9 protein-coding genes are annotated in these 12,312 nt (G+C 70.6%); 2 read left to right on the top strand and 7 right to left on the bottom strand.

The window, feature by feature from the left end; all coding sequences use genetic code 11:
• Nucleotides 1-52 precede the first annotated feature (52 nt).
• The 3 genes from tssC to tssA all read right to left on the bottom strand — a co-directional run bounded on the left by tssC (nucleotide 53) and on the right by tssA (nucleotide 3,228).
• Complete coding sequence (gene tssC, locus P409_RS13055; protein WP_034836836.1) at nucleotides 53-1,555, bottom strand: type VI secretion system contractile sheath large subunit; 1,503 nt, start codon at nucleotides 1,553-1,555, stop codon at nucleotides 53-55.
• Between the two features lie 3 nt (nucleotides 1,556-1,558).
• Nucleotides 1,559-2,065, bottom strand: a complete 507-nt coding sequence (gene tssB / locus P409_RS13050) for a type VI secretion system contractile sheath small subunit (RefSeq protein WP_034836833.1) — start codon at nucleotides 2,063-2,065, stop codon at nucleotides 1,559-1,561.
• 80 nt (nucleotides 2,066-2,145) lie between these two features.
• Nucleotides 2,146-3,228: a type VI secretion system protein TssA gene (gene tssA / locus P409_RS13045; RefSeq protein ID WP_052120531.1), complete on the bottom strand. Its 1,083-nt coding sequence runs from the start codon at nucleotides 3,226-3,228 to the stop codon at nucleotides 2,146-2,148.
• A gap of 229 nt (nucleotides 3,229-3,457) precedes the next feature.
• Between tssA and tssH the strand changes: the two genes are divergently transcribed.
• On the top strand, nucleotides 3,458-6,073 hold the full coding sequence (tssH, locus tag P409_RS13040; protein WP_034836839.1) for a type VI secretion system ATPase TssH: 2,616 nt from the start codon (nucleotides 3,458-3,460) through the stop codon (nucleotides 6,071-6,073).
• Nucleotides 6,074-6,091: 18 nt separating this feature from the next.
• Nucleotides 6,092-6,565: an Hcp family type VI secretion system effector gene (locus P409_RS13035; RefSeq protein ID WP_034836827.1), complete on the top strand. Its 474-nt coding sequence runs from the start codon at nucleotides 6,092-6,094 to the stop codon at nucleotides 6,563-6,565.
• A gap of 185 nt (nucleotides 6,566-6,750) precedes the next feature.
• On the opposite strand, the gene P409_RS13030 is transcribed toward P409_RS13035, so the two are convergent.
• The 4 genes from P409_RS13030 to tssM all read right to left on the bottom strand — a co-directional run.
• Nucleotides 6,751-7,575 (bottom strand): hypothetical protein, encoded by an 825-nt coding sequence (locus P409_RS13030; protein WP_034836825.1) that lies wholly within the window; start codon nucleotides 7,573-7,575, stop codon nucleotides 6,751-6,753.
• A 220-nt stretch (nucleotides 7,576-7,795) separates the two neighbouring features.
• Nucleotides 7,796-8,509, bottom strand: coding sequence for a PP2C family protein-serine/threonine phosphatase (locus P409_RS13025; RefSeq protein ID WP_034836822.1), 714 nt, complete (start codon nucleotides 8,507-8,509; stop codon nucleotides 7,796-7,798).
• Nucleotides 8,506-9,072, bottom strand: coding sequence for a type VI secretion system-associated protein TagF (tagF, locus tag P409_RS13020; protein ID WP_081991477.1), 567 nt, complete (start codon nucleotides 9,070-9,072; stop codon nucleotides 8,506-8,508). Before tagF ends, P409_RS13025 begins: the two co-directional genes overlap by 4 nt.
• Nucleotides 9,054-12,312, bottom strand: a 3,259-nt coding sequence (tssM, locus tag P409_RS13015; RefSeq protein ID WP_034836813.1) for a type VI secretion system membrane subunit TssM, incomplete at its 5' end; no start/stop codon positions are given. The genes tagF and tssM, both read right to left, overlap by 19 nt.

Genomic DNA, 12,312 nt, shown 5'->3' with positions numbered 1-12,312 from the left:
AGCACCCTGCCCCACCGCGTCGGCCGATGGACGCTGCCCCGCCTGCGCCATCTCAGACCCGCTCGGGGATGCGCGCCACCATCCGCAGGCTGGCCGTCAGCTCTTCCATCTGCAGCCAGGGCCGCAGATAGGCGATGGCGTTGTAGGCGCCCGGACGGCCCGGGATCTCCTGCACCTCGACCTTGGCCTCGCGCAGCGGATAACGGGCCTTGCTGTCGGCGCCGGCGTTCTCGTTGATGTTGACGTAGTTGCCGATCCAGCGGTTCAGCCAGCGCTGGCAGTCCTCGGCCTCCATGAAGCTGCCGATCTTGTCCCGCGCCATGATCTTCAGGTAGTGGGCGAAGCGGCCGGTGGCCATGATGTAGGGCAGCCGGGTCGAGATCCGGGCGTTCGCCGTGGCGTCCGGCCGGTCGTACTCCTTCGGCTTCTGCACCGTCTGGGCCCCGAAGAACACGGCGTAGTCGTGGTTCTTGTAGTGGCACAGCGGCAGGAAGCCGAGGTTCGACAGCTCGTATTCGCGCCGGTCGGTGATGCCGATCTCGGTCGGGCACTTGGCGTCGATGTCGCCGTCATCCGACATGAAGATATGCTGCGGCAGGTTGTCGACCTTGCCGCCGTTCTCGGCGCCGCGGATCGCGGTGCAGAAGCCGTATTTCGAGAAGGCCTCGGTCATGCGCACGCCCATGACGAAGGCGGCGTTCATCCAGCAGTAATGCTCATGGTCCATCGGCAGGGGCTTGCCGGCGGCGTCGATCGGCGCCTCCTCATAGGAGAACTCGTCGATCGGCTTGGTCCGCTCGCCATAGGGCAGACGCGCCACGACGCGCGGCATCACCAGCGACACGAAGCGGCTGTCCTCGCTGTCGCGGAAGCCGCGCCACTTCAGGTATTCCGCCGTGTCGAAGATCTTCGCCAGGTCGCGCGGCCGCGACAGCTCGGTCCACTGCTCGAAGCCCATCATCCCGGCGCCGGCGGCCGACACGAACGGCGCGAAGGCGGCGGCGCTGACATTGGACATCAGGCGCAGCGTCTCGATGTCATCCGGGTGGTTGGTCCACTCGTAGTCGCCGATGATCGTGCCGAACGGTTCGCCGCCCGGGGTGCCGAACTCGTTCTCGTAGATCTTGCGGAACATCAGGCTCTGGTCGAACTCGACCGCCCGCGTCAGATCCCGGTTCAGCTCCCGCTTCGAGAGATTCATCATCCGGATCTTCAGCATCGTGCCGGTTTCGCTGTTCATGACCAGGTAGTGCAGGCCACGCCAGCTGCCTTCCAGCTTCAGGAACTTGGCATCATGGACGATCTCGTTGAGCTGGTCGGACAGCTTCTTGTCGATGATCTTGATCGCGCGCTCGATCGTGCGGGTCAGGTTGCGGTCGAAGGTGACCGTGCCGACGCGGGCCTGCTCGACCAGCGTTCGCACCAGGTCCTGGGCGCGGTCCGGCTCGGTCTGCTTGGTCGCCGACACGACCTGGTCGAGCAGGCCGACCGTCTCGGTGGCGGCGGAGGCCGGCGCGGCGGCCGACGCCTCGGGAGCGGGAACCTTGTCCACCATGGTTCAGCCTTCCTTCTTGAGACCGAGCTGACCCGAGATTTCCTCGAAGTCGTCCTTGTTCTTCAGCACCTGCTCCAGCAGCAGCTCGAGCTCCTCCGACCGGTCGGCCTTGCTCATCAGGTCGCGCAGGCGGTTGCGGGTCTCGAGCAGCGCCTTCAGCGCCGGCACCTGGTCCAGCACGCGGCCGGGCTCGAAATCCTCGATGCCGCTGAACTTCAGATCGACGGCCATGAAGCCGCCCTCGTCGCTGAGCTTGTCGTTGACCTTGAGGTGCAGGCCGGGGCCGAGGCGCTGCATCACCTCGTCGAAATTGTCGCGGTCGATCTGCACGAACTTCCGCTCGGCCAGGGGCCGCAGCGGCTGGGTCGGGTCGCCGGAGAAGTCGCCGACGACGCCGACGACGAAGGGCAGCTCGCGCACGATCTGCGCGCCGTCGGTCTCGACCTCGTAGGTGATGTGGACGCGCGGCCGGCGCACGCGGCCGAGTTTCTCGTGAATGCTGGCACTCATCGGATGTCTCCTCGAATGATCGGGCGCCGGGTCGGGGCGCGCAGAGTGGGGCGGTGGGACTCGGAAGGCGGCGCCGCGCCTCATTCCTCCGGGAGCGGCCGGATGCCGAGGCCCGACAGGACCGAGGCCCGCGCCGCCGCTTCCGGCATCATCTCCTTCAGCAGATCCGGCAGGCCCATCCGGGCGCGGCGGACCGCATCCTCCAGCGTGTAGCTGAGCGGCGAATGCGGCTCGTTGGCCCGGAAATAGGCGGCGATGCGGGAAATCTGCTGCAGCATCTCCTCGCGCGTCACCGCCCGGTCCGCCGGGACCCGGCCGGACTCGCCGCCGGCCGGGGCTTCGGCCTTATCTGCCGCCCCCTCGGCCGCCTCCGGCGCCGGTTCGGCGGAGGGTGGCGCATAGCGCTCGGCGGTGCGCCGCAGCTTGTCCAGCAGCTCCTGCACACGGCCAGTCGGCGGGGAGTCGGCCTGGGCCGCGGCGGTCAGCGCCTGGTCCATGCCGCGCCAGGCCTCGATCGCCCGGACCACGTCCCCGTGCAGCGCCGCCAGCCTGTCCCGGCCGATCGACTTGGCCTCGGCCTCCAGCTCGGCCAGGGGCAGCACCCCGGCGGCCAGCCGCTGGGCCTTGCGGGCCGGGTCCAGGACCTCGGCCTCCTCCGCCTGCTCGAACCGCCAATAGGTCAGCGGCGTGCCATCGGCCCGGTCGAACAGCACCAGCTTGCGCAGCGGCTGCAGCAGCGTGCCGTTGCCGCCCTCGCCGTTCAGCCCGGCGACCGGCGCCACGCGGCCGGCGATCCCGTCCTCGTCGGGCGTGGGGAACAGCCCGTCATTCCAGTAGCGGGAGGCGAGGCCGGCGATCAGCCGCGCGCCGGCCATCAGCCCGGCCAGCCCGTCGGTGCGCACGAGGCTTTCGGTCAGCCAGGCCGCGATCTCGATGTCCTTGCCGGTGCCGGCCAGCGCCTCGAGGCTCAGCTCGCGCACCGTCAGCCAGTGGCGCCCGCTTCCCGCATCCGCCGCCGGATCGTTGTCGGCCACCCGCTCCGCCGCCCGCGCCTCGGACCGGGCGTCGCGCAGGCGGAAGTAGAGCGACTGCGGCGTGACGTCGAGTCGGGGGTCGCTGCCGGCCGGACTCTCTTCCGAGACCGGCAGCAGGAGACTTTCCACATCCAGTAAATCTTCGCGATCCGGCACCGCCGCATCCTCACGCTCGTCTGGAAGAATGGAAAGAGTCCATTCTCCATTGCCCATTTCTGCTCAAGAGCATTACTAGATTATTTCATTATTTCTTTAGATCGTTACCAGCGTAACCCATCTGGACTGGACAGTTCAGCGACGAGCCAACAAATCTCGATGGCAATCGGCCGTGGAGTCACGGCGACGCTGAGGAGCGATGATGCCGGCTGTCGACTTGCGGTCGCTGGTCGACCGACTGAACGACCTCTCCCGCCGAGGGCTGGAGGCGGCGGCCGGTCGGACACTGTCCCGCACCCATTACAATGTCGAGATCGAGCACTGGCTGCTGCAGCTGCTCGAGGAGCCGCAGTCGGACGCCGCGCTGATCGCCCGCCGCTTCGAGATCGCGGAGGACCGCCTGGCGGCCCAGCTGACCGCGGCGCTGGACCGGATGAAGACCGGCAACGGCCGGGCCCCGGGCCTGTCCCCGGATCTGGTCGAGCTGATCAAGGATGCCTGGCTGTTCGCCTCGGTCGAGGACGGGGCCAGCCATGTCCGCTCCGGCCATCTTGTCCTGGCCGCGCTGGCCGACGAGGCGCTGGGCGGAAGACTGCGCGACGCGGCGCCCGAGTTGCGGCGCATCCTGCCCGACATGCTGCGCCGCGACTTCGCCGCCATCGTCGCCGGTGGCGCCGAGACCCCGGTGGCGCAGGACACCGCCGCCGGGCCGGGGCAACCGGCCGCTGCCCCAGGTGGCAGCGCGGCCCTGGACAAGTACACGGTCGACCTGACCGCCCGGGCGCGGGCCGGCCGGATCGACCCGATCCTCGGCCGCGACGACGAGATCCGCCAGGTCGTCGACATCCTGACCCGGCGCCGGCAGAACAACCCGATCCTCGCCGGCGAGGCCGGGGTCGGCAAGACCGCGGTGGTCGAGGGGCTGGCCCTGCGCATCGCCGCCGGCGACGTGCCGCAGGCCATCGCCAACGTCGCCATCCGCACCCTCGATCTCGGCCTGCTGCAGGCCGGGGCGGGGATCAAGGGCGAGTTCGAGAACCGGCTGAAATCGGTGATCGACGAGGTGAATGCCAGCCCGGCGCCGGTGATCCTGTTCATCGACGAGGCCCACACCCTGATCGGCGCGGGCAACGGCGCCGGCCAGGGCGACGCCGCCAACCTGCTGAAGCCGCCGCTGGCCCGTGGCGAGCTGCGGGTGATCGCCGCCACCACCTGGGCCGAATACAAGAAGTACTTCGAGAAGGACGCGGCGCTGACCCGCCGCTTCCAGACTGTGAAGGTGGACGAGCCGTCCGAGGACATCGCCGTGGCCATGATCCGCGGCCTGGTGCCGACGCTGGAACAGCACCACGGCGTCCGTATCCTGGACGAGGCGCTGGACGCCGCCGTGAAGCTCTCCGCCCGCTACATTCCCAGCCGGCAGCTGCCGGACAAGGCGGTCAGCCTGATCGACACGGCCTGCGCCCGGGTGGCGATGAGCCAGGCGGCCCCGCCGCCGGCAGTCGAGGACACGCGGCGCCGGATCGAGCTGATCGCGGCCGAGCTGCGCGTGCTGCGGCGGGAGCTGCTGTCCGGCGCCGACCATGGCGCCCGCGTGGCGGCGCTGGAGGCCGAATCGGTCCAGCTGGCTGCACGGCTGGCGACCCTGGAATCACGCTGGGGCGAGGAGCGCCGCCTAGCCGCCGCGATCGGCGAGACCCGGGCGAAGGTCGAGGCCGAGCCCGACCCCACTGCCCTGCAGCGCGACCTGGCCGCCCTGGCGGGCGAGCTGCGCGGCCTGCAGGGCGAGCAGCCACTGGTGTTCCCGGTGGTCGACGCCCAGGCGGTGGCCGAGATCGTCGAGAGCTGGACCGGCATCCCGGCCGGCCGCATGCGGTCGGACGAGATCCGCACCGTGCTCAATCTCCGCGAGGCGATGGAGCGGCGGGTCGTCGGCCAGTCCCACGCGCTGGAGGCGATCGCCCAGTCGATCCGCACCTCGCGCGCCGGGCTGACCGACCCGCGCAAGCCGATCGGCGTGTTCCTGATGGTCGGCACCTCCGGCGTCGGCAAGACCGAGACGGCGCTGACCCTGGCCGAGCTGCTGTATGGCGGGGAGCAGAACCTGACCGTCATCAACATGAGCGAGTTCAAGGAGGAGCATAAGGTCAGCCTGCTGATGGGCAGCCCGCCCGGCTATGTCGGCTACGGCGAAGGCGGGATCCTGACCGAGGCGGTGCGCCGCCGCCCCTACTCCGTCATCCTGCTGGACGAGATGGAGAAGGCGCATCCCGGCGTCCACGACATCTTCTTCCAGGTGTTCGACAAGGGGGCGATGAAGGACGGCGAAGGCCGCGACATCGACTTCAAGAACACCGTCATCATCATGACCTCGAATGCCGGGACGGACCTGATCGCCCGGCTGTTCGCCGACCCGGAGACCGCCCCCGACGCCGAGGGCCTGGGCGTAGCCCTGCGCGAGGAGCTGGCGAAGAGCTTCAAGCCCGCCTTCCTCGGCCGAGTCACGGTCGTGCCCTACCTGCCGCTGGCCAGGGAGACGCTGCGGCAGGTCGCCACCCTGCAGCTCGACCGCATCGCCGCGCGGGTCGAACACAAGTTCGGCGCGGCCCTGCGCTACGGCCCGGAGCTGGTCGACACCATCGTCGCGCGCTGCACCGATGCCAGCGCCGGCGCCCGCGCCATCGAAAGCCTGCTGACCAAGACCCTGCTGCCGGACCTGTCGGCCCAGTTCCTCGCCCGCATGGCGGAAGGACGGCCGGTGGAGCAGGCCACGGTCGCGATCGACGGCTCCGGCGCCTTCCTGTGCCACCTGCAATAAGACGAAAGGGTTGCAGCCATGTCCATCTACATGAAGTACGACGCCATCACCGGCGACGTGACCGAGACCGGCCACAAGGACTGGATCGAGTGCCATTCCTTCCAGTGGGGCGTCGGCCGCGCGCTGTCCAGCACGGTCGGTTCCTCCGCCGATCGCGAATCGACCGCGCCGTCGGTCGGCCAGGTCACCGTCACCAAGGACAATGATGTCGCCACCGGCAAGCTGATGGCCGAGGCCCTTGGCGGCCACGGCAAGACCGTGAAGATCGACTTCGTCCGCACCGACAAGGGCAAGCTGGACGTTTATCTGTCGCTCGAGCTGACCAATACGCTGATCAGCGACTATTCGATGGGCGGCTCCGACCGGCCGGGCGAGTCCCTGACGCTGAGCTTCACCAAGGTCGCCTTCAGCACCAAGCAGATGAAGGACGACGCGACCGAGGGCCAGAACTTCACCTCGACCTATGACCTGGAGACGGCGCAGCTGACCTGACGCGCCCTCTTCCATTCCATGCCCGGCCCGGCGACGCCTCCCGTCGCCGGGCTTTTTGCCGTCGGGACGGCAGATCGGCGACAGCGTGCCCGCCCTGGCGCCGGAAACGGAACCGCCCGCCGAGAGGACCCGGCGGGCGGTTGTCTGTTCTACGGGCCGTGAAAACGGCCGCGCCGTCGAAGGGGTCAGATCAGCAGGATCTTGTCGCCGACCGCCATCCAGCCGCCGGGCTCGCGGATCAGCGCGGCGACGTCGTAGGAGCCGAGGATGCGGGTGGCGGTGCGGCGGCGGAACAGCTCGTTCATGATCTGGGTCGCGGGGCCGGTGCCGCCGCCGGTCCGCCCGGCGACCGTGGTCTCCTGGAAGGCCCGCCAGTGGATCTCCGCCGCCGCGGCCATGCAGGTGCCGTTGAAGGTCTGGGTCGTGACCAGGCTGCCCAGCGCCGCCGCCCCGCCCAGGGCCGCCTGGGCGCCGGGGATCGGGATCAGCGAACCCGCCAGCTGGGCCCCGCGGATGCCGGCCTTGGCGTATTTCGCCTTCAGCACCCGGTTGCACCATTCGGCGATCGTCTGTGACTGCCGGTAGCGCTTGGCGATCTGCAGCAGCCGGTAGATATGGGCACCGGTCGATACTCCGGCATTGATATGCCGGGCGGCGCTGAACCCGTCGAAGTTCTGCGCCGGGATCGAGGACGCGGCGCCGGCCACACCCCACACGCCAGCCGCGATCTTCTTGTAGGTGCGGCTCTGCAGGTACCGCTTCGTCACCGGGCTCGGCGCCTCGTCGTGGCCGTTCGCGGCGAAGTGCAGATTGGGCAGGATCTCGACCTGGCCCCGCCGGGCCATCAGCATGGCCGCCTCGTAGACCGGGGCGATGGCCGCGAGGCCCGGCACCGACCAGTTCGCATCAGCCGCCAGATTGGCTGCCACGCTCTCGGTGCCGGTGACCGCTCCCATGACCGCGCCCGCCACATCCGCGGCGGTGCAGAACAATTCCCCGAACTCAGCCATCGAAAACGCTCCATCCAAGCCGATGCCAGGTCCGTGGTCGAGGCCCCGGCATCCCATGCCATGACAGAAACATACCGGCCGGCGTGGATTTTCCTATGATCGATCGGCTACATCCGTAATCTTCGCCAATGAAATTCGAGCAATAAAAAGTAACAACAGAAAATCCGATCAATCTTCCCAATACAGGTAGAAGGCCGGACTTATCCAGACTTCCGGATCGTCAGAGCGCGGCGACGACCGCCGTGACATTGTCGCGGGCCCGGCGGGCCAGCGCGGCGTCGACCAGGCGCTGGGCGATATCGCCGTCGCCGGCCAGGATGTCCATGATCTCGTCCGGGCCGACGGCCTTGTACAGGCCGTCGCTGCACAGCAGGAACCGATCCTCCGGCTGCGCTGTCCCGAGCGCCTTGTCGACCAGGAGGTCGGGGCCGCCGGCGCCGAGCGCCCGGGTGATGACGTTGCCCTGCGGATGCGTCTCGGCCTGGTCGGGCGTGATCGCGCCGGAATCGACCAGCTCCTGCACCACGCTGTGGTCGGAGGTCAGGCGGTGCAGCGCGCCGTCGCGCAGCAGGTAGCCGCGGGAATCCCCGGCCCAGAGGAAGGCGAAATGGTCGCCATGCACCATCAGCACGATGACGGTGGTGGCCAGCGTCGCCTGCGGCACCCGCATCCGTCCCTGCTCGAGCAGCAGGCCGTGCGCGGCATGCAGCCGGGCCCGCACCGCGGCCAGCCGTTCGGGCGGCGACATGTCGCCCGGGATCTCGCCGAGCATGGACACCACCCGGGCGGAGGCGACGTCGCCCTCGACATGGCCGCCCGCGCCGTCGGCGACCGAGAACAGCCCGAGCTCCGGCCGGCACAGATAGGCATCCTGGTTCTGCAGACGGATTGCCCCGGGATGCGAGGCCGCCCAGTGGCGGAGCCCCTTGCTCACCGTCCCAGCATCCGGGCGAAACCGGCGCTGTCCGGCAGGGTGTCCAGCACCAGCTCGGCCGCCGCCGCCAGAGGGCCGCCCGCGCTCCACCACCGTGCTGCGGCACCGGTGGAAGCCGGGACAGGGGACGGCGTGGGGGCATCGCGCAGCCGGCCCATCACATCCTCCGGCCCGAGGTCGTAGGAGATCGCCTCGCGGCCGATCGTCTCCGCCGCGTCGAGGAACGCGTCGCCGCAATCCGCGCCCTCGGCCGCGATGGTCAGGGGAAAGCACCGCCCGACCCGGTCGACGCTGGGCATCCACAGCCCCAGCACCGTCCGATGGCCGCACTGGCCGGACGGCAGGGCGAAGCGCCAGACCGGCGCCACCCGCCACACCTCCGCCCAGCCCTCGCCCAGCGACCGCTGGACATCGGCGAGGACGCGCTGCAGCCAGCCGTCCCAGGCCTGGATGAAGCCGAGCGAGAGCCCGACGCAGAGGAAATCGCCGCGGGAGGGGATCTTGCCGAAGAAGCCGACCGCCGGGCTGTCCGCCGGTACCCCGGTCATTGCAGCACCGGGCATTGGAAGCCCTTCAGCAGGTCCCGGGCGAACGGGTTCCGGGACGATCCCGCGCGCAGGGTGAAGCTGGCCTGGCTGGCGCCGGAGCGGAAGGTCAGCACGAACTCCTCCTGCCGGCCGGAGGGCGAGAGCCGCCCCTGCTGCAGCAGCCGGAACAGCGCCCAGGGGCCGCTGGCGCCGATGGATCCCCCGCCGAGGCTGCCGTCGACCGGCGCGCCGCCGAGAGTCTGGCCGAGGCCGGAATCGGCGACGGCCTGGTCGAAGGAGATCCGCGCCGGGTTCATGCCGTCCGCCCCCGGCCAGGTCAGCGACGCCTGGCGGGCCTGGTCGCCCGTGGTGGCGATGATGGTGCCGCCCAGGGTCAGGGTCGCCGGCCCGGACCCGTCAGCCGCGGAGGCCGGGGCGAGGTCGAAGCGGATCTGCGGCTGGTTGCCGCCGGCGGGGAAGAAGGCGTCCCGGATCGCCGCGGCGCGCTGGAACTGGGCCAGCGTGGCCTGGCTGACGGGCGGGGTGACGCCGCCGACCGGCTGCAGCCGCCAGACCGCGCCGCTGGTGTCGACGAAGGGGCGGATCTGGGCCTGGAAATAGCTGTCGAACAGCCCGTCCGGCCCGAACAGCCGGGCGAAATCGTCCAGCGGCGCATCCTCGCTCGCCGACGGCGAGAACGGGAAGCGGCGGGTGACCACGGCCTTGCACAACTGGCCGGGGCCGTCGGCGCCGGAGAAGGCGGTGGCCGCCGCATGCCGCACGCTGCTGCCGATCATCGACTGACCGGAGGCCGCGATCTGCTGCAGCCAGCGCGACACCGGCGCCGGCTGACGCTGCGATTCCGCCAGCAGCAGCTGCACCGGGTCGCCGCTGCCCTGCAGCGCCGCCGGCACATTGGCCGCGTCGGGGCCGAGCTGCGCCAGCTCCTGCTGCAGCGTGTTGATCAGCCGGGTGACGCCGGCGATCGGCGCCGCATCGCCGTCGCCGACGAAGTCCTTCAGCGGCCGGAAATGCCGGTCCAGGGCGTCGACGGCCGGCATCGCATTGTCCGGTGTCGCCGCGCCGATCATCGCGGCCAGCGCCTTGCGCTGCTGCTCCGCCGCCGCATCGCTGCCCCCGGCCGGCGGCGGGGCCGGCATCACCGTCAGCTGCTGCGCGATCGACACCAGCAGGTCGCGCATCGGCGACTGCGGCGAGGACAGCACATAGAGCGCCTGGATCGCCGACGGCCGGTCGGCAAAGGGCGCCAGCGCCAGGTCGCCGAGCATGGAATCCCACTGCGCCTGGAAATCGGCGGCGTAGAGGGCGACGACGTCTCGCTCCAGCGTCCGCAGCGCCGCCTCGTCCGTCGGCACCGCGTCCGTGCGGCCCAGCACCCAGCTTTCGTCGGCCACCGCCTTGGCCGCGCCGGCCAGCCGGGGCAGCAGCACCGTCTGGAAGCCCGCCGCGGTGTAGAAGCCGGGAATCCCCTCGGTCAGCGGCTTGCCGGAGATTCGGGTGAAGAGCTGCGCCCCGGCGGAGCCGAGCTCCGCCGCCGGGTTCCAGCCCGGCACCGCCGCGGCCGATGCCTCCGGCCGGATCCGGCCATAGACCCGGGCGGCCAGCGACACCCGGCTGAAGGAGGCACGGGCCGTCTCCACCAGCGTGCCGTCCAGCGTCACCGCCGGCAGCGGGTCCGCCAGCAGCGCGTCCAGATGGGCCGCCAGATGCTCCCGCATCTGCTGGTTCAGCACGCCGGGGAATCGCGCCTGCCAGTCCAGCGCCATCCAGTCGCGCACCAGGGCGGGATCGAGCGGGCCGGCGCCGCCGAGCATCAGGTAGATCCGCGTCGCCTGGTACAGGAAGTCGGGATTGTCGATCTGGCCGCGCATCTGCTGCTCCAGCCGCCAGATCAGGCGCGGCAGCAGGATCCGCTCCAGCGCCCGGTGGTAGATCCCGCGCTCAACCGCCTCCAGCTTCTCCGCCTGCGACAGGCCGAACAGGTCGGACAGCCGGCCCGCCGGCTCGCGCGGCAGCGCCCGGGCGGTGTCGAGCAGTGGCACGATCGACGGCAGATCGTCATCCGAAACCTGGTCGAGGCTGACCCCGGCCAGCTGCTGGCGGAAGCCGGCGATGGCCTCGTCGGCGCGCTCGACCGCCACGCGGTTGGTCGCCTCCGCCCGCCACAGCCCGACCGACACCACCAGCGTCGCCGCGGCGATGGTGCCGAGCGCGCCGATGCGCAGCAGGCGCATCCGCCGCGTCCGCCTCGAGCTGGTCGAGACCAGCAGCGCCTCGCCGAGGATGACCTCGCCCAACATGCGCTTCAGGAAATAGCTGCGCCCGGCCACCGGCTTCAGGCTGGGGGCGCGCTTCTGGTCGACCCCGAAGGACCGGGCCAGCATGCCGGTCAGCCGGTCGATCGGCGTGCCGGCCTGGGTCGCGGAGGTGATGTAGACGCCGCGCAGGAACGGCGCCGGGTCCAGCCGGGTGCCGCCGAAGGCCTGGCCCAGGAAATCCGCCAGCGGCTCCTGCAGGCTGGCCAGCTGCAGCGGGAAGCCGCCCAGCAGCGCCCGGCGGTCGGGCGCGCGCTCGGCCTGCAGCCGCTCATAGAGCCCGTCATCCAGCCGGTCCAGCAGCAGGCGGTACTCGGGGGTGAAGGCGTCGACGCCGCCGGCGACCGGGAAGGTCATGCCCCAGACCTGGCCGCGGCCCTCGGCGTCCAGGTCGTCGAAATACTCGTTGAAGCCGGCCAGTTGGTCCGCCTTGCTGAACACCATGTAGACCGGCACCCGCAGGCGCAGCCGGTCCGACAGCTCGGTCACCCGCCGGCGCACGGTGCGGGCGTGGGCGGCCCGCGCCCCGGGATCGGCGACGGCGATGTCGGTCAGCGAGACGACGACGACGGCGCCGTTGATGGGCTGGCGCTTGCGGGTGCGCCGCAGCAGGTCGAGGAACCCTTCCCAGCCGGCGCGGTCCACCGCCTTGTCGGAATCCTGGGTGGTGTAGCGCCCGGCGGTATCGATCAGCACCGCCTCGTCCGCGAACCACCAGTCGCACAGCCGGGTGCCGCCGACGCCGCCGACCGGCGTGGTCTCGCCGTCCAGCTGGTCGGCCGGGAAGTTCAGGCCGGAGCTGAGCAGCGCCGTGGTCTTGCCCGATCCCGGCGGGCCGATCAGCACGTACCAGGGCTGCTCGTAGAGATAGCCGCGACGGCGGCCCTTGCGCAGGCGGCGCAAAGCGGCGCGGACGCGCTCGCGCAGCCGGGCGACCTCC

It is taken from the genome of Inquilinus limosus MP06 (genome assembly GCF_000767795.1).
GTDB lineage: Bacteria > Pseudomonadota > Alphaproteobacteria > DSM-16000 > Inquilinaceae > Inquilinus > Inquilinus limosus_E.
The sequence above is the reverse complement of the archived record's forward strand: the minus strand, read 5'-3'. Positions and strand labels throughout refer to the sequence as shown.

Coding starts and splice junctions, on each gene's coding strand:
- tssC (WP_034836836.1), bottom strand. CDS start 1,555: ATGGTGGACAAGGTTCCCGCTCCCGAGGCGTCGGCCGCCGCGCCGGCC.
- tssB (WP_034836833.1), bottom strand. CDS start 2,065: ATGAGTGCCAGCATTCACGAGAAACTCGGCCGCGTGCGCCGGCCGCGC.
- tssH (WP_034836839.1), top strand. CDS start 3,458: ATGCCGGCTGTCGACTTGCGGTCGCTGGTCGACCGACTGAACGACCTC.
- P409_RS13035 (WP_034836827.1), top strand. CDS start 6,092: ATGTCCATCTACATGAAGTACGACGCCATCACCGGCGACGTGACCGAG.
- P409_RS13030 (WP_034836825.1), bottom strand. CDS start 7,575: ATGGCTGAGTTCGGGGAATTGTTCTGCACCGCCGCGGATGTGGCGGGC.
- tagF (WP_081991477.1), bottom strand. CDS start 9,072: ATGCCCGGTGCTGCAATGACCGGGGTACCGGCGGACAGCCCGGCGGTC.